This is a genomic window from Proteus alimentorum, assembly GCF_002607735.1.
Lineage (GTDB): Bacteria > Pseudomonadota > Gammaproteobacteria > Enterobacterales > Enterobacteriaceae > Proteus > Proteus alimentorum.
In genome coordinates this window covers 42949-67718 of the sequence record NZ_NBVR01000036.1, presented here as the reverse complement: position 1 = coordinate 67718, position 24770 = coordinate 42949, and the positions used below count along the sequence as shown (strand labels likewise).

Below are 24770 nucleotides of genomic sequence, written 5' to 3'. Positions count from 1 at the left end.
CGGGATCTTATTCATACTCATTCATATTTTATAATAAAACTGATGAGCTAATTATTTAATTCCATTTTTAGTCTAAAAAAATTATTTCGTATCGCAAATTAATTAGTCATAATTTGTGATTTAAGTCACCAATATCGTATAATTTTTAGCTGAAATGCTGGCTAAGTCAGAAAGCTTATTTTATGATTAAAAATATCTTTTGGCGGGACATTTCGATCATCAGCTAAAAATGAAAAGAAATTCGTGTTATACACTCTAAATCATTCGAGTTGCAGGTAGGCAGCAAGCAAAGATACCCCAATGAGTATACTCATGTATGTGATTCGGGTAGCTGAGCGTAGCCAACACCGCTACAACGTGAAGGATGACGAGTATAGATGAGCCACTGATAATCACACGATAAAATAACACGTTACTGAGTTATCAGATTTGTCTTTTTTCTATGAGGTTACTATGAGGTTAATCCCCCTATCCACGGCAAAACAAGTTGGTAAGTGGTCTGCAAATTACATCGTTGAGAAGATCAACGCATTTAATCCAACTGCAGAGCGCCCTTTCGTACTTGGTTTACCGACTGGTGGCACGCCATTGGCGACATATAAAGAGTTAATTGAATTGCATCGTGCAGGAAAAGTCAGCTTCCAACACGTTGTGACGTTCAATATGGATGAATATGTTGGTATTCCATCAGATCATTCACAAAGTTATCGTACTTTTATGTATGAAAACTTCTTTAATCATATTGATATTAAAGATGAAAATATCAATTTATTAAACGGTAATGCAGAAGATCCACAAGCAGAATGCGAACGTTATGAGGCTAAAATCAAGTCTTACGGCAAAATCAATTTATTTATGGGTGGGGTAGGTAACGACGGTCATATTGCATTTAATGAACCTGCGTCATCACTCTCTTCACGCACGCGTATGAAAACGCTAACTGAAGATACACGCTTAGCAAATTCACGTTTCTTCGACAATAATGTTAATCATGTTCCTAAATATGCACTGACCGTTGGTGTAGGCACATTATTAGATGCTGAAGAATTAATGATTTTGGCAACAGGTTTTAATAAAGCACAAGCAGTACATGCAGCAACAGAAGGCGCTGTTAACCATTTATGGACGATTTCTTGTGTTCAACTTCACCCTAAAGCTATTTTAGTGTGTGATGATCCTGCAACAATGGAATTACGAGTAAAAACATTGCGTTATTTCCAACAGATTGAAGCGCAAGAGTGTCAGAAATACCAAGACTAAGTTTAGTAAAATAAGTACCTACTGATTAAGTAGCGGAAAAGGCTAAGCTCTCTTACTTATCAGCCAGAATTTGCTGGCTGATATCGGCTTTTTAGATTGACTTCCCTTATCAGGAGACAAAGGTATGTTTGCCTTAACAAATGCTGTTATTTATACAGGTTACGACCGTTTAGAAAACTACGCCATTATTATTAACGGCTCCCGTATTGAGCAGGTTTGCCCACAGGATCAACTGCCAAAAGATATCACTGTTCGTGATATGAAAGGTGCAATTGTCTCTCCCGGTTTTATCGATTTACAGGTTAATGGCTGTGGTGGTGTGCAATTTAATGACACGCCTGAAAATGTGACCGTTGAAACGTTAGAAATTATGCAAAAAGCGAATGAACGTTTAGGTTGCACTAGCTATTTACCAACGTTAATTACCTGTTCTGATGAATTGATGAAAATAGGCATTGAAGCAACTCGTGCTTATATGAAGAAACATGAAAATAAAGTGTTGGGGTTACATTTAGAAGGCCCTTATATCAATGTGATTAAAAAAGGGACTCATGATCCACAATTCATTCGTCAGCCAAGTGCTCAGATGATTAGCTATTTGTGCGATAATGCTGATGTCATCGCCAAAATCACCCTTGCGCCAGAAATGGTTGATGAAAAGTATGTTCGTCAATTAATCAAAGCAGGTATCATTGTTTCTGCGGGTCATTCCAATTCGACTTATGAAGAAGCGCGTAAAGGATTCCGTAATGGTATCTCATTATCGACTCACCTTTACAACGCAATGCCTTATATTACAGGTAGAGGCCCAGGGCTTGTAGGCGCCATTTATGATACACCTGAGGTTTATGCTGGTATCATTGCCGATGGTTTACATGTTTCATGGGCAAATATTCGTAACAGTAAGCGTTTGAAAGGTGAAAAATTACTTTTAGTCACAGACGCAACTGCGCCAGCGGGGCTTGATCCTAGTAAAAATGAGATGGATAGCTTCGTTTTTGCAGGTAAAACCATATATTATCGTAATGGCCTTTGTGTCGATGCAGATGGCACATTAAGTGGATCATCACTGACCATGATTGGTGCGATTAAAAATAGCGTGAACCATGTCGGCATTCCATTAGATGAAACATTGCGGATGGCTACACTTTATCCTGCTCGTGCAATTGGAATGGAAAAAGAATTGGGGACAATTGAAGCGGGTAAAATTGCTAACCTCGCTGCTTTCGACAAGGACTTTAACCTTTGCACAACGTTTGTCAATGGTATCGAAATAACTGAATAACTAATGGATGTATATGCTGATGAGTCATAACAACACTGAAACGCAAATTGGCAATATCGATCTTGTTAAACAACTTAACAGTGCAATTGTGTATCGACTGATTGATCAACACGGGCCGATATCCCGTATCCAAATAGCCGAACAAAGCCAACTAGCGCCAGCCAGTGTGACTAAAATTACTCGTCAGTTGCTTGAACGAGGCTTAATCAAAGAGGTTGATCAACAAGCATCAACCGGTGGACGTCGCGCAATTTCTATTATTGTTGAACACCGTAATTTTAATACCGTCAGTGTGCGATTGGGACGTAATGATGCCACCGTCGCTCTTTACGATCTGAGCGGCAAAGTCATTATTGAGCAACACTACCCTTTAGAACAGAGTACTCAAAATGAAGTTGAAGCCCTGCTCATCAATGCAATTGATGATTTTATTAAACAAAATCAACGTCGCATTCGTGAGCTTATTTCAATTTCCGTGATCTTACCCGGTCTGGTTGATCCAAATAAAGGCATTGTTCGTTATATGCCTCATATGAAAGTAGATAATTGGGCTCTGGTAAATAGCTTAGAAAAACGCTTTAGTCTGCCTTGTTATGCTGGACATGATATTCGAAGCCTTGCACTCGCTGAAAACTATTTTGGTGCCACACGAGATTGTGAAGACTCGCTACTCGTCCGGATCCATCGTGGTGCAGGTGCTGGTGTTATTATTAATAATAAAATTCTGCTCAACCAACGTGGTAACTTAGGGGAGATTGGCCATATTCAAATCGATCCTCTAGGCGAACGTTGTCATTGTGGTAATTTTGGTTGTTTAGAAACGATTGCATCCAATACGGCAATCGAAGCCAAAGTGCGCTATCAATTAGAGCAAGGTTATCCAAGCCAGTATTTATCGCCAACACAGTGCCAAATCCAAGATATTTGTCGAGCTGCGGTTAAAAATGACCCGTTAGCAGTCGAAACCATCAAACAAGTGGGTTTACACTTAGGTAAAGCTATTGCGATTGCTATTAACCTGTTTAACCCACAAAAAGTGGTTTTAGCGGGTGAATTGACTGAAGCAGCTGAGGTTTTACTTCCCTCAATTCAAAGTTGTATTAATACGCAAGTATTAAAAGAATTCAGAGAAGAGCTTCCTGTCGTCACATCAGAGCTTGATCATCGTTCTGCCATAGGGGCTTTCGCCTTGACTAAACGCGCGATGCTTAACGGAGAATTGCTTCAACAGCTCTTAGAAAAGTAATTTATTGTTGATAAATTATGCTTTTTGAGTTGAATGTATATTTTTTCGACCTTTACTGTGAAATAAGTCTAAAATTCAATCAGTAATATCCAAAGAAAAAGAAATGTCGCGTAAATTTTTCGCCTCATTTCTTTTTTTATGTCTATTATTCTTCATCTTTGCCCTCTTTCACTTAACCTCATTTCTGTTACTGCTTTGTTTTTTCTTTTTATTCACACACTATTGTGCCTTATTCTTTGAGATATTTTTCATCAACAAGGTTGTTTTTTGGATCTTTTTTCGACAAAATGATTAACCATCGAGCAAACGGACACGTTTCTCGAAAATTAATGCAAAAAGCAGTTGACGGATTTGTCTGTAATACGCATAATGCGCCCCGCAACGCCGACGAAGGTTATGCAAAAAAAGATGGCTATGTAGCTCAGCTGGTTAGAGCACAACACTCATAATGTTGGGGTCACAGGTTCGAATCCCGTCATAGCCACCATCTTTTTGCGGGAGTGGCGAAATTGGTAGACGCACCAGATTTAGGTTCTGGCGCCGCAAGGTGTGCGAGTTCAAGTCTCGCCTCCCGCACCATTTTAACCTCGTCAAGAATTTATCAGTTGGGATATCGCCAAGCGGTAAGGCACCAGGTTTTGATCCTGGCATTCCCAGGTTCGAATCCTGGTATCCCAGCCATATTTCTGATAAATTAGCGCGTTGACAATTGAATTAGCGGATGGGGTATCGCCAAGCGGTAAGGCACCAGGTTTTGATCCTGGCATTCCCAGGTTCGAATCCTGGTATCCCAGCCATATTTCTGATAAATTAGCGCGTTGACAATTGAATTAGCGGATGGGGTATCGCCAAGCGGTAAGGCACCAGGTTTTGATCCTGGCATTCCCAGGTTCGAATCCTGGTACCCCAGCCATCTTTCAAAAGAAAGGTAGCTAGATTCAATATGGCTATGTAGCTCAGCTGGTTAGAGCACAACACTCATAATGTTGGGGTCACAGGTTCGAATCCCGTCATAGCCACCATTTTTTGGGATATCGCCAAGCGGTAAGGCACCAGGTTTTGATCCTGGCATTCCCAGGTTCGAATCCTGGTATCCCAGCCATATTTTGAAAGAGAGACTCGCTGAGCGAGTCTTTTTTTCTCCAAGTTGTTGCGGGAGTGGCGAAATTGGTAGACGCACCAGATTTAGGTTCTGGCGCCGCAAGGTGTGCGAGTTCAAGTCTCGCCTCCCGCACCATTGATTACTAACGTGTTTATCACGAAATCAACAGATAAGACTCGCAATAGCGGGTCTTTTTTGTTTTTGTCTCTTCATTTTTTCTATCTGTTCTCTACACATCATTCTTCCCCCTTCTTTTCTTATTTCTCTGCTCTCAAAGATCAACATTCTCCACATCATCATTTTTTATTTATTCTCATCACGCCACACTTTATTAATCCCTCTGTACATACATCCCTTTAGATACTATACTCCCCCATAGTATATTAAAGGATCATGTATGCCACACTCACCAGCAGAAAAAAAAGCCGCGTTAACTCGCGTAAGAAAAATTAAAGGACAGCTTCTTGCATTAGAAACTGCGCTTGAAAATGAAAATGAATGCGGTCAGGTATTACAACAAATTGCCGCCATCAGAGGTGCTATCAACGGTCTGATGGCTGGTGTGCTCGAAAGTCATTTACGTGAAGGTCTTATGGATGCTGTCGCTTCTCCTGAAGATCAAAAAAATTCCGTTGATGATGCCATTTCACTTATCCGCACTTACCTGCGTTAATAACAAAAAAGGATACACCATGAAATCTCGTGCTGCGGTCGCATTTGGACCAGGAGAACCTTTAAAAATCGTTGAAGTTGATGTAATGCCACCTCAAGCGGGTGAAGTGCTCATAAAAGTTAGCCATACAGGTGTTTGCCATACAGACGCATTTACGCTCTCTGGTGATGATCCTGAAGGTGTATTCCCGGCTATTCTTGGTCATGAAGGCGCGGGGGTAGTTGTAGAAGTCGGAGAAGGTGTCACCAGTGTTAAACCGGGCGATCACGTTATTCCTCTGTACACAGCTGAATGTGGCGAATGTCTATTCTGTAAATCAGGCAAAACAAACTTATGTGTTGCAGTCAGAGCAACGCAAGGTAAAGGTTTAATGCCCGATGGAACAACACGTTTTTCTTATAACGGGCAGCCAATTTATCACTATATGGGATGCTCTACTTTTAGTGAATACACTGTGGTGGCTGAAGTTTCTCTGGCAAAAATCAATCCAGAAGCCAATCACGAAGAAGTTTGCTTATTAGGTTGTGGCGTAACAACCGGTATTGGCGCAGTTCACAATACAGCAAAAGTACAAGAAGGTGATTCGGTTGCAGTGTTTGGTTTAGGCGGAATTGGCCTTGCTGTTCTTCAAGGTGCAAGACAAGCCAAAGCAGGTCGAATTTTTGCGATTGATACTAATCCTGAAAAATTTGCATTAGCACGTCAATTTGGTGCTACAGATTGCTTAAATCCTAATGACTACGACAAGCCCATTCAGCAAGTGCTTGTTGAAATGACACAATGGGGTGTTGACCATACTTTTGAATGTATTGGTAACGTTAATGTCATGAGAGCGGCATTAGAAAGTGCCCATCGTGGCTGGGGTCAATCCATTATTATTGGTGTCGCAGGTGCTGGACAAGAGATCTCAACCCGTCCATTCCAATTAGTTACGGGTCGTTCGTGGAAAGGTAGTGCTTTTGGTGGTGTTAAAGGCCGTAGCCAATTACCCGGCATGGTTGAAGATGCAATGAAAGGCAATATCGAACTTAAGCCTTTTGTTACCCATAAGCTACCGTTAGAAAAAATTAATGAAGCTTTTGATTTAATGCATGAAGGCAAATCAATCCGAACCGTTATTCATTTCGATTAATCATCCGCAAACCTATATCTCATAGGTTTTCCTTTGTTTTTTAAGGAGTTAAAATGGAAAGGATTGAACGTCACGCCTGTTTTGGTGGTTGGCAAGAAGTCTATCAACATACATCAAAAGCATTAAATTGTGAGATGAAATTTGCCATCTATCTTCCCCCTATGGAAGAAGAGCAAAAATACCCTGTTTTATATTGGTTATCAGGCCTAACCTGCAATGAACAAAATTTCATTACTAAATCAGGTGCTCAACAATTTGCGGCACAGCATGGCATTATTTTAGTTGTACCCGATACCAGCCCTCGTGGTGAAAATGTTGCTGATGATAGTGCTTATGATTTAGGGCAAGGCGCAGGCTTTTACCTTAATGCGACACAATCACCGTGGAATAATCATTACAATATGTATGACTACATTGTTGATGAACTTCCTACACTAATAGAAACGCATTTTCCTGTGACTCATCAACGTGCCATCAGTGGGCATTCGATGGGGGGACATGGCGCATTAACGATTGCATTGCGAAATTCGGCACGCTATCGCAGTGTATCAGCATTTTCTCCGATCGTGGCACCGTCAGTTGTTCCTTGGGGTAAAAAAGCGTTTAGCGCTTATTTAGGCAATGATACGACACAATGGCAACAATATGATGCGGTAGCATTGCTTAACCAAGCAGAAAGTGTGTTACCTATGCGTGTTGATGTCGGACTTGATGATCCTTTCTATCAAGAGCAACTGAAGCCTGAATTATTTGCACAAGCTTGCGATACAAAACAATTCCCTTATCAATTGAATTTACATCAAGGGTACGATCACAGTTACTATTTTGTGGCGAGTTTTATTGGTGAGCATATTGCTTTTCATGCCAAGCATTTAAAAGCGTAACAACAATAATGCGATGATCTTATTACGAACATTCAATTCAGATCATCGCATTTCTATTACTTAATACCTAACGCATAACGTAATGCCGCTTCTTTGGCTTTTCCTGCATGTTGAGCTGCTAAAAGGCCGATATTTCTAACCACTTTTAAACCCGGTAATGGGTGGCTAAAGGCGTGATAAAACACATCCATGCCCGCTTGCATCACTAAATTATCAGGCATACGACGACGCTGATATTTCTTCAATAATGCCATTGAATCCCAAGGCTCAAAATGTTTTTTGGCATCAGCCACTAAGTCTAAGAAACAATCCACATCACGGTAACCTAAATTAACGCCCTGTCCCGCTAAAGGATTGATAGTATGAGCCGCATCTCCCAACAAAATGATGCCTTTATCAACATAGCGACTTGCATGCTGACGTGTTAATGGGAATGAACCTGCTGCAATCGGTGTCGCTTTACCTAATCGTTCAGGAAAAGCATGTTGAATTTCTTTTTCTAACTGCGTCATCGACATATTTTGCAGTTTTCTAATTCTGTCAGGCGAATCATACCAAACCAAACAAGCCCAATTATCAAAAAGCGGTAAATAAGCGCGAGGCCCTGAAGGATAAAAACGTTGCCATGTCCCCTTTTCAGGAGGCAACTCTGTTTTCACGGTGATCAACATACAAGATTGACGATATTGCCAGCCATTGCTACCAATACCCGCAAATTGGCGCACTTGAGAATTCGCCCCATCCGCACCTACCACTAAATTTGTGGTCACTTCACTGCCATCAGAAAGTGTGACTTTCCATTTATCATCTAAATAAGTCATTTTACTTAGACTATTTGGACATAATAAAGTGATATTGCTATAACGTTCAGCCTCTTGCCAAAGGGCTAATTGCAAAACTCGGTTTTCAACCATATGGCCTAATTCTGGTAAACCTAAGCTTTTAGCATCAAAAACCACATGGGCATTTTCTTCTTCCCATGTTTCTAAGGTAAGATAAGGCGCAGAACGCATCGCTAAAACATGTTGCCATACACCTAATTGTTTTAATAGACTAACAGACGCGCAACTAATCGCAGAAATACGGATATCAGGATGAGATGACGCATCAAAAGGTGCGGGTGACTGTCGTTCAATCATTGCAACACGCAATCCTTCTTGCGCCAGCCCAATTGCAACAGCAGCGCCAATCATCCCGCCACCAGCGATGATTGCATCAAAATCGTTTTTTACATTACTCATCATTGTTATGCCATAACTCATTACTTTAAATAATAGGTAAGCGCTGTTTCAGTTTATTTCTATTAAACTAAACGCCATAGAGAATTAGCGCCGACTTGCTCTAGTCACTGACCACACAAATGACTACAATAACCGCCTTATTGGCTTATTACACGCAACGTTTTCCAATGATTAGCTATTGTCTCACTGAAAATACCGGATTTACACAATGTCGACGATAAAAAAACTGTACATTAAAACTTGGGGCTGTCAGATGAATGAGTACGATTCATCCAAAATGGCAGACCTACTCGAAAGCACCCACGGTTATCAGTTAACCGATGTCGCCGAAGATGCGGACATTCTACTGCTAAATACCTGTTCTATCCGTGAGAAAGCACAAGAAAAAGTCTTTCATCAGTTAGGACGTTGGAAATATTTTAAAGATAATAAACCCGATATTATCATTGGCGTCGGCGGTTGTGTTGCTTCTCAAGAAGGTGAATACATCCGTCAACGTGCGCAGTGTGTCGATATTATCTTCGGACCACAAACTTTACACCGTTTACCTGAAATGATTAATCAGGTTAAAGGGACTAAAAGCCCAGTTGTCGATATCAGCTTCCCTGAAATCGAAAAATTTGACCGTTTACCAGAGCCACGCGCTGAAGGCCCTTCTGCTTTTGTTTCCATCATGGAAGGCTGTAACAAATACTGCTCTTTCTGCGTAGTTCCTTACACACGCGGTGAAGAAGTTAGCCGCCCTTGCGATGATGTGCTATTTGAAATTGCTCAATTAGCGGCACAAGGTGTGCGCGAAGTAAACCTATTAGGCCAAAATGTTAACGCCTATCGTGGTGCGACTTTTGATGGTCAAATCTGTAGCTTTGCTGAATTAATTCGCTTAGTCGCGGCCATTGACGGCATTGACCGCGTTCGCTTTACTACTAGCCACCCTATCGAATTTACTGACGATATTGTTGCGGTTTATGAAGATACGCCGGAATTAGTCAGCTATTTACACTTGCCAGTGCAAAGTGGTTCTGACCGCATTCTAACATTAATGAAGCGTAACCATACTGCACTTGAATATAAGAGCATCATTCGCAAACTACGCAAAGCACGTCCTGGTATTCTGATAAGTTCAGACTTCATCATCGGTTTCCCGGGCGAAACCCAAGACGACTTTGAAAAAACGATGCAATTAATTGCGGATGTTAATTTTGATATGAGCTTTAGTTTCATCTATTCAGCACGTCCGGGCACACCTGCTGCTGATTTACCTGATGATGTCAGTGAAGATGAAAAGAAACAGCGTTTATATCTGCTACAACAGCGCATCAATCAACAAGCAATGAACTTTAGCCGTGCAATGTTAAACACCGTACAGCGTATTCTAGTAGAAGGACCTTCACGTAAAAATGTGATGGAGCTTTCTGGTCGTACTGAAAATAACCGAGTGGTTAACTTTGAAGGTACACCAGATATGATTGGTAAGTTCGTTGATGTTGAGATTGTTGACGTTTATGCCAACTCACTACGTGGTAAAGTCGTTAGAACGGAAGATCAAATGGATTTACGTATTCATGAATCTCCAGAATCCGTCATTGCACGTACACGTAAAGAGGATGAATTAGGGGTGGGTGTTTACCAACCTTAATTGATCAGATTTAACAAAAGGATAATCAGTGACAGTAATAGCACATACACAGGTAGCGACCCAAGAAATCTTCTTAGAGCCAGCTGACAATGCCCGTTTAATGAGCCTATGTGGCCCATTTGACGATAATATTAAGCAACTTGAGCGCCGTTTAGGTATCGAGATTAATCATCGTGATAACCGTTTTAAACTCACGGGAAAATCATTGTGTGTCAATGCAGCTGCAGGAATTTTACGTCGCCTGTATGTGGAAACCTCGCCAATTAAAGGCGTGATCCCCGATATCGACCCTGAACAAATTCACCTTGCCATCAAAGAAAGCCGTGTGCTTGAGCAAAGTGATGAGCATGTTCCTGAATTTGGGAAATCAACCAATATTCGAACTAAACGAGGTGTGATAAAACCTCGTACACCGAATCAGGCACAATATATTGCCAACATTCAGACCCATGATATTACGTTTGGTATTGGACCTGCTGGTACAGGGAAAACTTATCTGGCTGTTGCTGCCGCTGTTGATGCGCTTGAACGCCAAGAAGTGCGTCGTATTTTATTAACGCGTCCTGCAGTTGAAGCCGGTGAAAAACTGGGTTTTTTACCCGGCGATTTAAGTCAAAAAGTCGATCCCTATTTACGACCACTTTATGATGCGTTATTTGAGATGTTAGGTTTTGAAAAAGTTGAGAAACTCATAGAGCGTAATGTCATTGAAGTCGCTCCTCTCGCCTATATGCGTGGACGCACATTAAATGACGCCTTTATCATTCTTGATGAAAGCCAAAACACCACTATCGAACAGATGAAAATGTTCTTAACGCGTATTGGCTTTAACTCTAAAGCAGTTATCACTGGGGATATTACCCAAATTGACCTGCCGAGAGGCAATAAATCAGGCTTACGTCATGCCATTGAAGTTTTATCTGATGTAAATGACTTAAGTTTTAATTTTTTCCACAGTGAAGACGTTGTTCGCCATCCGGTGGTTGCCAAAATTGTTATCGCCTATGAGGCTTGGGAAACGGAAGATCAAAAACGCCGCCAAGCTATCAAAGCAGAAAAAGAGAAGCTTCAGAGAGAAAATCATGAGTGAAGTTATCCTTGATTTACAAGTAGCAAGTGAAAATACGCAAGGGCTTCCTACTGAAGCCCAATTTATGACATGGTTAGAGGCGGTATTACCGCAATTTCAACCTGTAAGTGAAGTGACTATTCGTCTTGTTGATGAAGCAGAAAGTCACGAACTAAATCTCACTTATCGTGGAAAAGACAAGCCGACTAACGTGCTTTCTTTTCCCTTTGAGGCACCACCTGAAATTGAATTGCCATTATTAGGTGATTTGATTATTTGCCGCCAAGTGGTAGAAAAAGAGGCGGTTGAGCAGAGTAAGACTGTCGAAGAGCATTGGGCACACATGGTTATTCATGGGTGTCTCCATCTTTTAGGCTATGATCATATTGAAGATGATGAAGCCGAAGAAATGGAAAGTTTAGAGACAGAAATCTTACAAAATTTAGGTTATGCAGATCCCTATTTGATTGAAAAAGAGTAACAGTTCTCTTATTTTTATGATAAATACTATATCTAATTAACCATTCAATGAGGAAAAATAGTTAAAACGCCATGAGCGACGACCAATCTTCGAGTAACGATAACCCTGGTCCTAAGAAAGGGTTTCTCACACTGCTTAATCAGTGGTTCCACGGTGAACCTAAAAACCGTGATGATCTGATGGAGCTTATCCGCGATTCTGAACAGAAAGAATTAATTGATCCTGACACCCGCGACATGCTTGAAGGGGTAATGGATATTGCTGAACAACGCGTTCGGGACATAATGATCCCTCGCTCGCAAATTGTCACACTAAAACGCAATCAAACTCTTGATGAATGTTTAGATGTGATTATTGATTCAGCACATTCCCGTTTCCCAGTCATTAGCGAGGACAAAGATCATATTGAAGGCTTATTAATGGCAAAAGATCTACTGCCCTTTATGCGTACTGACGCAGAGCCATTTAGTATGGATAAAGTCTTACGCTCTGCTGTTGTTGTGCCTGAAAGCAAACGGGTTGATCGCCTATTAAAAGAGTTCCGCTCTCAACGCTATCATATGGCGATTGTGATCGATGAATTCGGAGGCGTATCTGGGCTCGTCACAATTGAGGATATTCTTGAACTTATCGTAGGCGAAATTGAAGATGAGTATGATGATGAGGATGATATTGATATTCGTCCGTTAAGTCTTCACGCTTACTCAGTTCGAGCTTTAACCCAGATAGAAGATTTCAATGAAGCGTTCGGTACACATTTCAGCGATGAAGAAGTTGATACTATTGGCGGTTTAGTTATGCAAGCCTTTGGTCACCTTCCTGCTCGTGGTGAAACTATTACCATTGATAATTACCAATTTAAAGTTGTTATGGCAGATAGCCGTAAAATCATTCAGGTTTATGTGCATATCCCCGACGATGCGCCCATTCCTGAACTCGGTAATGATGCATAGGATATCAATGAATAAGATCTCTTTCTTAAACCGCCAGTGGGTTCGCGCCCTTCTGGCGGTTTTTTTCGGTGCCATTGGCACATTGGCATTTTCGCCATTTGATTTTTGGCCTGCAGCGTTAATTTCACTACTTGGCTTATTACTGATAATCACTCACCGCACAACTCGTCAAGGCGCATTCCTTGGTTTTGCTTGGGGATTTGGGCTATTTGGTAGCGGTGTAAATTGGGTTTACGTCAGTATCGCTGATTTTGGTGGTATGCCGTTTGCGATAAATATCTTTTTAGTAATTTTATTAGCACTCTATTTATCACTCTACACACTGTTATTTGCAGGATTGCTGAATAAATTTTTTCCAAAACCAACCCTGTGGCGGTTTGTATTTGCAGCCCCTGCCCTATGGCAAATCACTGAATTTTTAAGAGGTTGGGTCTTATCCGGTTTTCCGTGGTTGCAGTTTGGTTATAGCCAGATTGATGGTCCATTAAAAGGTATTGCCCCTATTTTTGGTGTCACGATGATAACGCTGCTCTTAACCGTTATTAGTGGTTTAATTGCATTTACAATCTATCGTAAATCAATTTACAGCCTTGTGGTTGCACTGCTTTTATTAGTATTACCTATCAGCTTTAAGTCTTATCAATGGTATCAACCTTTACCAAATGAAACGCAAGAAATTGCATTAGTTCAAGGTAATATTGCACAATCTTTAAAATGGGAACCTGGTACATTAGAGAGCACATTAAAAACCTATCTCACCTTAAGTCGCCCGTTTATTGGTAATGCAAATCTTATTATTTGGCCTGAATCTGCAATTCCTGATGTTGAAATTCAACAACAAGGCTTTTTAGCAGAATTAGATAAGCAACTGAGAGAACAAGATACCCATTTAATGACGGGGATTATTGATGCCCGACCGACATTAGAAGGTTATCGTTTCTACAATAGTGTCATCACATTAGGTGAACACTATGCTTATCAATACCCAGCAACCGATCGCTATAACAAACATCACCTTGTTCCTTTCGGTGAATATGTGCCATTAGAATCACTATTACGCCCACTTGCGCCTTTCTTTAATTTACCGATGTCATCATTAAGCCAAGGCGAATATGTACAGCCTCAACTTACTGTCAATGATGCCAAAATAACCGCCGCTATTTGCTACGAAATTATTTTAGGTGAACAAGTCCGCGCTAATTTTAAACCTGATACACAGTTCTTATTAACGATTTCTAATGATGCGTGGTTTGGTAATTCAATTGGCCCTTGGCAACACTTCCAAATGGCGAGAATGCGTTCTCTTGAGTTAGGAAGACCATTATTACGCTCGACAAATAACGGTATTACCGCATTTATCGCTGCCAATGGTGATGTAATTTCTCAATTACCTCAGTTTGAAGAAGGTGCTTTAGCGGAAAAAATCACACCAACAACTGGGTTAACCCCTTATTACAAGTGGGGTAATACACCATTGTGGATAATCGTTGGATTATTTTTTATCATCGCCTTTATTAAACGCCGTATTGAATAAAGCAAAATAAAATAACGGAATTCAATATAATAATGAATTCCGTTATTTTTAATCTACTCAAGCTTAAAATAATCGTTGGTATACCGTTCAAAGACCAGCCCACCATAAACGTAGTTTTAATCCCCACGAAGATGACCAACCGCTCGTAAAGCCTACCATTTCTCCATTATAAACAATAACAAAAGAAGGTGTTGCACTAATTTCCCACTGCTGAGAAATATCCCCTTGGCTATCATTTATTACAGGAAACACAAGTCCTTTAGACTGAATACCGCGCTCTAACTTTGCGTTATCACCAGAACGGATTGCAACAGATGTCACGTTATAACCATCTTGCGCTAACGAATTTACTGCGGGAGTTGTTAGTTTACAAACCCCACACCAAGTTGCCCAAAAATAGATTAATAAGGGCTTTTCAGCACTCAATTCAACTAGAGAAACAATTTTATTATCAACAGTATAAAGCTCAGGTAAATTCGTAAAAGAGGGTGGCGTAGGTTGTCGCCACCAATCCATCGCAAAAGAAGCTACAACGAAAATGACAACCAGAACAATCAGTTCTTTACTCCACTTTCGTAAGCGACTACGCATTATTTTTTCACTTTAGCCAGTTGCTCTTTCACAATCACTTCTAGCTGAGCGTAATCAACGGCACCAGGAATAACCATATCGCCAACAACTGTTGCAGGCGTACCTTGGATACCTAATTTACGAGAAAGATCTAAGTTATTTTGTAACGCTTTTAAACTTTCATCCGTTAATTTCACTTTGCTTGTATTGGTTGTTTTCATTGCATCTTCAATACTTGCATTATCTAGCATTGTTTTCTTCTGCATTAAACGTTGGTGTAATGCTAAGAATGCTTTTGGATCTTCTTTCCAAACTGAAAGCACAGCTTGAGAGGCTTTTGCAGAACTTTCACCTTTAAATGGCAGTGGTTTAATCACCACGGCAACGTCAGGATAATCTTTTGTGATTTGTTCTAATAATGGGTCAAAGCGTTTGCAATAAGGGCAGTTATAATCAGTAAAAGAAACCAACACTAACTTAGCGTCTTTTGCACCAATACGAGGGCTTGCTGCATCGTTATATAATGCGTCATGCTCTGCTTTTAATGCGGTACGGAATTGAGCTTGTTGTTCATCTGCCTTTTGTGCTTGTAATGCCGTGATCGCTTCTTCCAAAATTTCTGGGTTTTTGATTAACGTATCACGAACCAGCGCGCGAACTTCTTTTTCCTGATCAGTACTTAACGCCGCAGCTTGCACATTTGCACCAAAAAGTAACGAAGAGATAACCAGTGCAGAAAGTGTTTTTTTCATTATTGGGCTCCTTTAGCCTCTGAAAGAACGGTCAATGTTGAATCTTTATTTAAAATAGGGGGTAAAACCACGCCATCTTTATGGCAAGGCCCATAAACTTGGTTAAAAGGTACTGCAACTTGACCACGTTGTTTTAAAAACTGAGTGATCTTATCAGAGGGTTTAGTCCAATCCCCTCTTAATGCGACAACATCTGGCGCTGAAAGTGCGGCTTGGATCTCTTCTCGCAATAATACATTGTATTTGTTTGCTTTGCAGGTTACACACCAATCTGCTGTTACATCAACAAATACCCGTTTATTATCGGCTAATGCTTGGTGTATTGCTTCTTCTGATAACGGCTGCCAATTTATCGTATCTTGACCTGCGAGTGTTTGGCTTGCTGGTTGCTCGACAAATAGATAGGTGCTTCCTCCTAAAAGGAAAGCTACCACTGTAGAAATCAATAATACTTTTTTGCCATAATGCTTTGCGATAGCAAACAATAACAACAGCCCAATAATAACAAAAATACCCGCAACTATTGGCATTCCCAAGTGAGGGATCAAGAGCGTTATTAGCCAAATACTAGACAACAACATCATAAAGCCTAAAACTACTCTGAGGCGATTCATCCATTTACCCGGTTTGGGTAGTGCTTTGGCGATAGATGGAAATATTGCCACTAAGATCCAAGGCAAACTCATTCCAATCCCTAAAGCAGTAAAAATAAGCCATAGTTCATTTAGAGGCGCTATAAGCGCATAAGCGACTGCGGTACCTAAAAAGGGTGCAGAACAAGGTGTCGCAAGTAAAGTTGCAAATGCACCTTCCCAAAAGTGTCGGCTATATCCTTGTCCACCTGCTGTTGCCATTTTAGTATTCATATTGCTACTTAAACGCAGCTCAAATAATCCAAATAGATTTGCAGTAAAAATAGCGGTAACTAATACCATAAAACCAATAAACCAAGGACTTTGGAATTGAATTCCCCAGCCTAGGGCTTCTTGGCTATAACGCAAGCCTGTCATAAACAGCGCTAGCGCCCAAAATGAGACTAAAATCCCTAAAACAGAAACAGAGAATTGCTTGCGAATAACCCTTTTATCACGATTTTCGAGATGTAAAATTGATCCCATTTTCATCGCAAGTACAGGTAATACACAAGGCATCAGATTCAGAATTAAGCCACCCAATAGTGCAAAAGCAAGAATACTCCAAAGCCCAATACCTGAATTAGAAGGTGGAGCAATCACCTCTTTTCCATGCCCTACTGTGTCATTGACTTGACGAGAAAAACCTTGGTCAGTAATAACAAAAGAAAGCACCTTACCTGAGATATCACCGGCAGCATCCCCCCAATCATCGGTCACATCAACCGTGACAAATAGGTTTTTATCTTGATGATTTAATTTTGGAATACCGTAAAGCATGCCTTCAGGGGGATCGAGATAAATATTAGGCTTAACCCAATCACCTTGCTCTTTCTGTAAAGAGATAGTGAGTTGGCTATTGTGATAACCCGAAGAAACTGATGATATTAATCCCGTTCCAACAGGAATTTTGGCCATTGCCTGATTGTATTGCCATTCAAAATCAGCAGGTACAGACTCGGTAAGATCTAAATCTAAAGTATAGTCAGTCAGAATACAGACATTACTGCATGTTGATAACGTTAAAACTCCTGTTAAACGATCAGCATGAACAGCGGATAATTCAATGGGGAAAACGACTTGTTTATCATAACCTTGGGTATGAATACCCGCGACATCAAAAGCTGAAGGCGAAGGCCAATGCCAAGCCATTACACTCACATCTGGCGACCAATGAATTTCAGGGGCAACGCCACCTTCTCCAGGAGAACGCCAATACGTTTTCCATCCAGACTCAAGCTGTACTTCAAGTAAAACTTTCACGTCACCTGCTGGAGACTTTTGCGCTGTCGCCCTAACTTGTGCATGAGAATTATCAGGCGTAGTTAACCAACCTGTATCTGCGGCTTGAGTAGTAGATAAAGTAAATAGCGTTAATATCAACGCTATAACAAAAGAACGAAACATAAAAACTCCCTAAAAATTCCTACAACGCTACACATAGAGCCACGCCAAAAATAGACGCACAATCTTTTAGCTAAAAGGAAATTTCTAATCCCTCAAAATACAATAATGAAGGTGAAGTCTGATTGGAGGAGGTGGATGATGGTGTTTTTTCTGATTACGCTGGCGCGACACATAAATGGCAGCCATGCTTAACAATAGTAATACAGCCCATGAATGAAAAAATGGCTCTATTGTTAATGGTGGAACAGATAATAATGATTTGGCGCTTAATTCACAGGTAGACAGTGAATAAGTGTGCTCTTTTGCGCTATTCTCATCAGTAATCGGTGTTGATAGTGGGTATTGTGTTTGAGCAACAGCCGTTGCTAAGCGCTCACTAATGATGTGGGCACCTAATGAACGCTGAACAATGCAACACAAGATCAGCAAAACTGTTATCACCACTAGCCAGCGACCTGACCGCCAATTACTCATAGATGTTCCTCATCAATATGACCCGCTATCTTAACGGTAATCCACAGACAAACAACTCCTTAAGACAAACTTTACAAATCCCTACTTATTTTATTTTTCGCATTATCTCAAATTTTTATCTTTAACCTTTATTTCCATAAGGTTTCTACTACAATAATTTTAAATATTGAAAACAACTTCCAAAAAAATAATCAACTATATTTGATTTCATTTTTTTATTGGGAGATACCTCTCGTATTTCACAAATTGCACTTCCCAACAGTATGTTATTTGTTCTATTTATTAACATTATCAAAACAAATTAAAACAAAAAAGCAACACTAAGCAAAACACCAATATCACTTATCACCACGACAGGAGTTATTATGCGCATGCGTAAACTAGCATTATCGTTAATGATCTTAGGGGCTGCAGGAGCTGTGCAGGCAGAAGAACTCACTGGAACCTTAAAGAAAATCAATGACAACGATATTATTATTGTTGGACACAGAGAATCCTCTGTTCCTTTCTCTTACTATGATAATCAACAGAAAGTCGTTGGCTATTCTCAAGACTATTCCAACCTAATTGTACAGGCTGTAAAAGATAAAATAGGCAAACCAAACTTACAAGTTCGCCTCATTCCTATTACTTCTCAGAATCGCATTCCATTATTACAAAATGGGACATTTGATTTTGAGTGTGGCTCAACAACCAACAATGAAGCTCGTCAGCAACAAGCCAACTTCTCTAATACTATTTTCATCGTAGGTACTCGTTTACTGGCGAAAAAAGACAGTGGAATTAAAGATTTTGCTGATTTGTCAGGTAAAAACGTTGTCGTAACATCTGGAACAACATCTGAAATGTTACTCAACAAATTAAATGATGAGAAAAAGATGAATATGCGCATTATCAGCGCAAAAGATCATGGAGACTCATTCCGTACACTTGAATCAGGCCGTGCTGTTGCCTTTATGATGGATGACGCATTACTGGCGGGTGAGCGCGCTAAAGCGAAAAAACCGGGTGAGTGGGAAATTGTAGGAACCCCACAATCTGAAGAAGCTTATGGTTGTATGTTGCGTAAAGATGACGCTCAATTCAAAGCGTTAATTGATGAAACTATCGCTAAAGCACAAAAATCGGGTGAAGCAGAAAAATCGTTCAATCGCTGGTTTAATGCACCAATCCCACCTAAAAATCTTAACTTAGAATTCACTATCTCTGATGAAATGAAAGCATTATTTGCATCACCAAATGATAAAGCGTTGAATTAAAAACACATAAGCAGTTGATGCAAAATAAATAATTATAAAGTATCTGTTGGACAGACAGATCAGTAAAGTTTGGGGCAGCCGTTCCCTGCCCCTCTTTTTCACCGGAGGTGAAATCATGTCGATTGATTGGGATTGGGGGATATTCTTCCAAGAGGCCCCATTCGGAAACACCACATACTTAGGATGGCTGATTTCTGGCTTTCAAGTCACCATAGCCTTATCTCTATGCGCTTGGATTATTGCCTTCCTTGTTGGTTCTTTATTTGGAATTTTACGCACAGTACCTAATCGCTGGCTTTCAAGCTTAGGCACTGTTTATGTTGAGTTATTCCGTAACGTACCACTTATTGTGCAATTCTTTACGTGGTATCTCGTCATTCCTGAACTATTGCCTCAATCTATTGGCGATTGGTTTAAAATGGACTTAGCGCCAAATGTGCAATTTTTTGTCTCATCAGCACTCTGCTTAGGTTTATTTACCGCCGCGCGTATGTGTGAACAAGTTAGAGCCGCAATAAACTCATTACCCCGTGGTCAAAAAGCCGCAGGATTAGCATTGGGCTTAACTTTACCCCAAACTTATCGTTATGTTTTATTACCCAATGCATACCGAGTCATTATTCCACCAATGACATCCGAAATGCTCAATCTCGTGAAAAACTCAGCGATTGCCTCTACTATCGGACTTATTGATATGGCAGCGCAAGCGAATAAACTCCTCGACTATTCAGCAAAAGCATATGAGTCATTCACAGCAATCACGCTGGCCTATGTATTTATCAATGTCATCATTATGCTAATAATGCATTGGCTTGAAAAACGCGTTCGCTTACCCGGCACAACAGGAGGTCAATAATGTACGAATTTGACTGGAGTTCTGTTGTTCCAAGCCTACCATTTCTCGTCGATGGAATGGCTATCACATTAAAAATCACTATCACCGCAATTGTGGTCGGTATTTTATGGGGAACGGTGCTTGCTGTTATGCGCCTATCTACCTTTAAGCCTATTAGCTGGTTTGCAGCTGCTTACGTTAATACCTTCCGTTCTATCCCATTAGTCATGGTATTACTGTGGTTTTATTTAATTGTGCCTAACATATTACAAAATGTTCTAGGACTTTCACCGAAAAGTGATATCCGTTTAATCTCAGCAATGATAGCGTTCTCTTTATTTGAAGCGGCCTATTACTCTGAAATTATAAGAGCAGGCATTCAAAGTGTTAGCAAAGGACAATTTTCAGCCTCACTCGCGCTAGGTATGACCAAATCACAAACCATGCGTTTAGTGATCCTACCTCAAGCCTTTAGAGCCATGATCCCGCTTTTACTGACTCAAGGAATTGTATTATTCCAAGATACATCCTTAGTTTACGTTTTAAGTCTTACTGACTTTTTCAGAACAGCGGCAAATATTGGAGAACGAGATGGAACACAAGTTGAGATGATCCTCTTTGCTGGTTTTGTTTATTTTGTCATTAGCTTCGCCGCTTCGATGTTAGTGAACTTTCTTAAAAAAAGGACTACCTAGATGATTTCCCTAAAAGACGTATCCAAATGGTATGGTCAGTTTCAAGTACTGACTGAATGTTCCACTGAAGTGAAAAAGGGGGAAGTTGTTGTTGTCTGTGGGCCTTCAGGATCAGGTAAATCAACACTGATCAAAACAGTGAATGGCTTAGAGCCTATACAACAAGGCGAGATCCTTGTTAATGAAATTAAAGTCAATGACAAGCATACTGATCTTGCTAAATTACGGGCAAAAGTGGGCATGGTATTCCAACATTTCGAACTCTTCCCTCATCTCTCTATTATTGAAAATCTTACACTGGCACAAGTTAAAGTGCTTAATAGAGAGAAAGGTGCCGCAAAAGAGAAAGGGTTAAAGTTATTAGAGCGAGTGGGATTAGCAAGCCATGCTAACAAATATCCAGCTCAGCTTTCTGGTGGTCAACAACAACGTGTCGCTATCGCTCGCGCATTATGCATGGATCCAATTGCAATGTTATTTGATGAACCTACATCAGCGCTTGATCCTGAAATGATTAATGAAGTCCTTGATGTCATGGTAGAGCTTGCAAATGAAGGTATGACGATGATGGTAGTGACCCATGAAATGGGTTTTGCTAAAAAAGTTGCTGACCGTATTATTTTTATGGATGAAGGTCGAATTGTAGAAGATAGACCTAAAAATGACTTTTTTGATAATCCAAAATCCGCGAGAGCAAAAGATTTCCTCGCTAAAATTCTGCATTAATCCCCACATCCCCTCTGCTGGCGTGCTTTTTTAGCACGTCAGCCCAAAATAATAATTTCGACTAACCTCGCAACTAAATATCAAATAATCTTCTTTTTTCGCAATATCACTATTGTTTTTTCAGAAAATACGCATTTATTGTCTTTTTGCTTTGACTCTTTCCAAGATATCTCTCAATTGTCTTGAAAAAGTTATGCAAACAGTGGTTTTCATTGAGATCAATAGTTGTGGCTATTAGACAAAATCAGCTATGCTATGCAAGTCTTAATTTCATAATAGCGGTTACCCTCCGGTAGCCATTAATTCACCATAGGATTATCGGTGCCATGCAAGAACAATATCGTCCCGAAGATATAGAGCAAACTATCCAGGAACACTGGGAAAAGAACAATACATTTAAAGTGACAGAAGATAATAACAAAGAAAAATATTACTGCCTGTCAATGCTACCTTATCCTTCTGGCCGACTACACATGGGACACGTCCGTAACTACACCATTGGTGACGTGATTTCCCGTTATCAACGTATGCTAGGTAAAAACGTCTTACAGCCTATTGGTTGGGACGCATTCGGCTTACCAGCAGAAGGTGCCGCAGTAAAAAATAAAACAGCCCCAGCACCATGGACTTACGCAAACATCGATTACATGAAAAACCAGTTAAAAAAACTGGGTTTTGGTTACGATTGGGATCGCGAAGTCACTACCTGTACACCAGAATATTATCGCTGGGAACAGTGGTTCTTTACTAAGTTATATGAAAAAGGCTTAGTGTATAAAAAGACCTCTGCTGTTAACTGGTGCCCACATGACTTAACCGTTTTAGCCAACGAACAAGTTATCGATGGCTGTTGTTGGCGTTGTGATACCCCTGTTGAGCGTAAAGAAATTCCACAGTGGTTTATCAAAATTACCGAGTATGCAGAAGAGCTGTTAAACGATTTAGATACGTTAGATGAGTGGCCTGAACAAGTTAAGACCATGCAACGTAACTGGATTGGTCGCTCAGAAGGTGTCGAAATTAAATTTGATGTAGCTGACAGTGACGACACAATGACCGTTTATACAACGCGTCCAGATACCTTTATGGGCGTCACTTATGTTGCAGTTGCAGCAGGTCATCCATTAGCACAAAAAGCTGCTCAAAATAATCCTGAAGTTCAACACTTCATTGATGAATGCCGTAACATGAAAATGGCAGAAGCCGATATGGCAACAATGGAGAAAAAAGGGATTGCAACAGGCCTTTATGCTATTCATCCATTAACTAAAGAGAAAGTTGCTATTTGGGTTGCTAACTTTGTATTAATGGAATACGGCACGGGTGCTGTAATGGCGGTTCCAGGTCATGATGAACGTGACTGGGAATTTGCAACTAAATACAATTTACCCATTAAAGCGGTTATTGCAGATGCTGAAGGTAATCAACCTGACTTATCTGAAGGTGCATTTACCGAGAAAAATAGCCTGATTAACTCTGGTGAATTCTCTGGTTTAGACAACCAAGCTGGCTTTAATGCAATTGCAGATAAACTGGCACAAATGGGTATTGGTGAGCGCAAAGTTAACTACCGTTTACGTGACTGGGGTGTTTCTCGTCAACGTTACTGGGGTGCGCCAATTCCAATGGCTACCTTAGAAGATGGTACTGTTGTTCCTATTCCTGAAGATCAACTGCCCGTTATTCTGCCAGAAGATGTAAAAATGGATGGGATCACCAGCCCAATCAAAGCAGATCCTGAGTGGGCAAAAACCACAATCAATGGTCAGCCAGCGCTGCGTGAAACGGATACTTTTGACACCTTTATGGAATCTTCTTGGTATTACGCTCGTTATACCTGCCCTGATTACGATAAAGGCATGTTAGATCCGAAAGCAGCTAACTATTGGTTACCTGTTGACTGGTATATTGGTGGTATTGAACACGCCATCATGCACTTAATGTATTTCCGCTTCTTCCATAAACTGATGCGTGATGCTGGTTTAGTGAACTCTGATGAGCCTGCAAAACGCTTACTGTGCCAAGGCATGGTATTAGCTGATGCGTTCTATCACACTGGTGAAGATGGTGCTCGTCATTGGGTATCTCCTGCTGAAGCTATTGTTGAACGTGATGAGAAAAACCGCATCATAAAAGCGACTGACAGTGAAGGTCATGAACTGACTTATGCTGGCATGAGCAAAATGTCTAAATCTAAAAATAATGGTATCGACCCGCAAACTATGGTTGAACGTTATGGTGCAGATACCGTTCGTTTATTTATGATGTTTGCTGCTCCACCAGAATTAACACTGGAATGGCAGGAATCTAGCGTTGAGGGTGCAAACCGTTTCTTACGTCGTTTATGGCGTTTAGTTCATGAGCACACTCAAAAAGGAGCGACACAATCTCTTGATCTTTCTGCACTGACAGAAGAACAAAAAGATTTACGTCGTGACTTACATAAAACGATTGCGAAAGTATCTGATGACGTAGGTCGCCGTTTAGCTTTTAATACCGCAATTGCTGCCATTATGGAGTTAATGAACAAATTAACTCGTGCAACACAAGAAACAGAACAAGATCGTGCTTTAATGCAAGAAGCCTTAGAAGCCATTGTTCGTATGCTTTCTCCAATCATTCCTCATGCTTGTTTTGTTATGTGGCAGGCATTAGGTGGAAAAGAGGACGTTGATGTTGCACCATGGCCTGTTGCTGATGAAGAAGCTATGGTTGATGACACCAAGCTGATCATCGTTCAAGTGAATGGTAAAGTGCGTGGTCGAGTCACTGTTCCGGCTAATTCAGAAAAAGAATATGTTCAGGAAATGGCGACAAAAGAGTACAGTGTTGCTAAATACTTGGAAGATGTGACTGTTCGTAAAGTCATCTATGTCCCAGGAAAATTACTGAACATCGTTGTTGGCTGATAAGGAGGCCTA

21 protein-coding genes and 8 tRNA genes are annotated in these 24770 nt (G+C 40.6%); 24 read left to right on the top strand and 5 right to left on the bottom strand.

What is annotated here, in order from left to right; all coding sequences use genetic code 11:
- The first annotated feature begins 453 nt into the window (after positions 1-453).
- The 14 genes from nagB to fghA all read left to right on the top strand — a co-directional run bounded on the left by nagB (position 454) and on the right by fghA (position 7582).
- On the top strand, positions 454-1260 hold the full coding sequence (gene nagB / locus B6258_RS14770) for a glucosamine-6-phosphate deaminase (protein ID WP_075671607.1): 807 nt from the start codon (positions 454-456) through the stop codon (positions 1258-1260).
- A gap of 124 nt (positions 1261-1384) precedes the next feature.
- Entirely contained in the window at positions 1385-2545 is a 1161-nt protein-coding gene (gene nagA / locus B6258_RS14765; RefSeq protein WP_099075897.1) for an N-acetylglucosamine-6-phosphate deacetylase, read from the top strand.
- Between the two features lie 13 nt (positions 2546-2558).
- The gene (gene nagC / locus B6258_RS14760) at positions 2559-3791 is read left to right on the top strand and encodes a DNA-binding transcriptional regulator NagC (RefSeq protein ID WP_088493435.1); all 1233 of its coding nucleotides are present in this window, start codon (positions 2559-2561) and stop codon (positions 3789-3791) included.
- Positions 3792-4201: 410 nt separating this feature from the next.
- A tRNA-Met gene (locus tag B6258_RS14755) sits at positions 4202-4278 on the top strand.
- A 7-nt stretch (positions 4279-4285) separates the two neighbouring features.
- Positions 4286-4370: transfer RNA gene (locus B6258_RS14750), tRNA-Leu, on the top strand.
- A gap of 27 nt (positions 4371-4397) precedes the next feature.
- Positions 4398-4472: transfer RNA gene (locus B6258_RS14745), tRNA-Gln, on the top strand.
- Between the two features lie 41 nt (positions 4473-4513).
- Positions 4514-4588 (top strand) — tRNA-Gln (locus B6258_RS14740).
- Between the two features lie 41 nt (positions 4589-4629).
- A tRNA-Gln gene (locus B6258_RS14735) sits at positions 4630-4704 on the top strand.
- 32 nt (positions 4705-4736) lie between these two features.
- A tRNA-Met gene (locus B6258_RS14730) sits at positions 4737-4813 on the top strand.
- Positions 4814-4818: 5 nt separating this feature from the next.
- A tRNA-Gln gene (locus B6258_RS14725) sits at positions 4819-4893 on the top strand.
- A gap of 50 nt (positions 4894-4943) precedes the next feature.
- Positions 4944-5028 (top strand) — tRNA-Leu (locus B6258_RS14720).
- A gap of 262 nt (positions 5029-5290) precedes the next feature.
- Positions 5291-5566 (top strand): metal-sensing transcriptional repressor, encoded by a 276-nt coding sequence (locus B6258_RS14715; RefSeq protein WP_036938507.1) that lies wholly within the window; start codon positions 5291-5293, stop codon positions 5564-5566.
- 19 nt (positions 5567-5585) lie between these two features.
- A complete protein-coding gene (locus B6258_RS14710) occupies positions 5586-6698 on the top strand; it encodes an S-(hydroxymethyl)glutathione dehydrogenase/class III alcohol dehydrogenase (protein ID WP_099075896.1) in 1113 nt (370 codons plus the stop codon).
- 53 nt (positions 6699-6751) lie between these two features.
- On the top strand, positions 6752-7582 hold the full coding sequence (gene fghA, locus B6258_RS14705; RefSeq protein ID WP_099075895.1) for an S-formylglutathione hydrolase: 831 nt from the start codon (positions 6752-6754) through the stop codon (positions 7580-7582).
- 56 nt (positions 7583-7638) lie between these two features.
- On the opposite strand, the gene ubiF is transcribed toward fghA, so the two are convergent.
- Positions 7639-8826, bottom strand: coding sequence for a 3-demethoxyubiquinol 3-hydroxylase (ubiF, locus tag B6258_RS14700; RefSeq protein WP_099075894.1), 1188 nt, complete (start codon positions 8824-8826; stop codon positions 7639-7641).
- A 205-nt stretch (positions 8827-9031) separates the two neighbouring features.
- Between ubiF and miaB the strand changes: the two genes are divergently transcribed.
- The 5 genes from miaB (at position 9032) to lnt (ending at position 14499) form a co-directional block, all read left to right on the top strand.
- Positions 9032-10462, top strand: a complete 1431-nt coding sequence (gene miaB / locus B6258_RS14695; protein ID WP_075671599.1) for a tRNA (N6-isopentenyl adenosine(37)-C2)-methylthiotransferase MiaB — start codon at positions 9032-9034, stop codon at positions 10460-10462.
- A 28-nt stretch (positions 10463-10490) separates the two neighbouring features.
- Positions 10491-11552, top strand: a complete 1062-nt coding sequence (locus B6258_RS14690) for a PhoH family protein (protein ID WP_099075893.1) — start codon at positions 10491-10493, stop codon at positions 11550-11552.
- Complete coding sequence (gene ybeY, locus B6258_RS14685; protein WP_099075892.1) at positions 11545-12012, top strand: rRNA maturation RNase YbeY; 468 nt, start codon at positions 11545-11547, stop codon at positions 12010-12012. The genes B6258_RS14690 and ybeY overlap by 8 nt, the downstream gene beginning before the upstream one ends.
- Positions 12013-12083: 71 nt before the next feature.
- On the top strand, positions 12084-12965 hold the full coding sequence (gene corC, locus B6258_RS14680; RefSeq protein WP_099075891.1) for a CNNM family magnesium/cobalt transport protein CorC: 882 nt from the start codon (positions 12084-12086) through the stop codon (positions 12963-12965).
- A gap of 7 nt (positions 12966-12972) precedes the next feature.
- Positions 12973-14499 (top strand): apolipoprotein N-acyltransferase, encoded by a 1527-nt coding sequence (lnt, locus tag B6258_RS14675; RefSeq protein WP_099075890.1) that lies wholly within the window; start codon positions 12973-12975, stop codon positions 14497-14499.
- Between the two features lie 87 nt (positions 14500-14586).
- Here the strand turns inward: lnt and B6258_RS14670 are convergent, their stop codons facing one another.
- From B6258_RS14670 to B6258_RS14655, 4 genes are all read right to left on the bottom strand, one after another.
- Positions 14587-15090 (bottom strand): protein disulfide oxidoreductase, encoded by a 504-nt coding sequence (locus B6258_RS14670; protein ID WP_099075889.1) that lies wholly within the window; start codon positions 15088-15090, stop codon positions 14587-14589.
- Positions 15090-15821 carry a DsbA family protein gene (locus B6258_RS14665; protein ID WP_099075888.1) on the bottom strand — a complete coding sequence of 244 codons (732 nt, stop codon included), beginning with the start codon at positions 15819-15821 and terminating at the stop codon, positions 15090-15092. Before B6258_RS14665 ends, B6258_RS14670 begins: the two co-directional genes overlap by 1 nt.
- Positions 15821-17860, bottom strand: coding sequence for a protein-disulfide reductase DsbD family protein (locus B6258_RS14660; protein WP_099075887.1), 2040 nt, complete (start codon positions 17858-17860; stop codon positions 15821-15823). The genes B6258_RS14665 and B6258_RS14660 overlap by 1 nt, the downstream gene beginning before the upstream one ends.
- An 84-nt stretch (positions 17861-17944) precedes the next feature.
- Positions 17945-18334, bottom strand: coding sequence for a metal resistance protein (locus tag B6258_RS14655; RefSeq protein ID WP_099075886.1), 390 nt, complete (start codon positions 18332-18334; stop codon positions 17945-17947).
- Positions 18335-18699: 365 nt separating this feature from the next.
- Between B6258_RS14655 and B6258_RS14650 the strand changes: the two genes are divergently transcribed.
- From B6258_RS14650 to leuS, 5 genes are all read left to right on the top strand, one after another.
- Entirely contained in the window at positions 18700-19593 is an 894-nt protein-coding gene (locus B6258_RS14650; RefSeq protein WP_099075885.1) for an amino acid ABC transporter substrate-binding protein, read from the top strand.
- 115 nt (positions 19594-19708) lie between these two features.
- Positions 19709-20449 carry an amino acid ABC transporter permease gene (locus tag B6258_RS14645; protein WP_099075884.1) on the top strand — a complete coding sequence of 247 codons (741 nt, stop codon included), beginning with the start codon at positions 19709-19711 and terminating at the stop codon, positions 20447-20449.
- Complete coding sequence (gltK, locus tag B6258_RS14640; protein WP_006537724.1) at positions 20449-21123, top strand: glutamate/aspartate ABC transporter permease GltK; 675 nt, start codon at positions 20449-20451, stop codon at positions 21121-21123. Before B6258_RS14645 ends, gltK begins: the two co-directional genes overlap by 1 nt.
- Entirely contained in the window at positions 21124-21849 is a 726-nt protein-coding gene (locus B6258_RS14635) for an amino acid ABC transporter ATP-binding protein (protein WP_099075883.1), read from the top strand.
- A gap of 326 nt (positions 21850-22175) precedes the next feature.
- The gene (leuS, locus tag B6258_RS14630; RefSeq protein ID WP_099075882.1) at positions 22176-24758 is read left to right on the top strand and encodes a leucine--tRNA ligase; all 2583 of its coding nucleotides are present in this window, start codon (positions 22176-22178) and stop codon (positions 24756-24758) included.
- Positions 24759-24770: the final 12 nt, after the last annotated feature.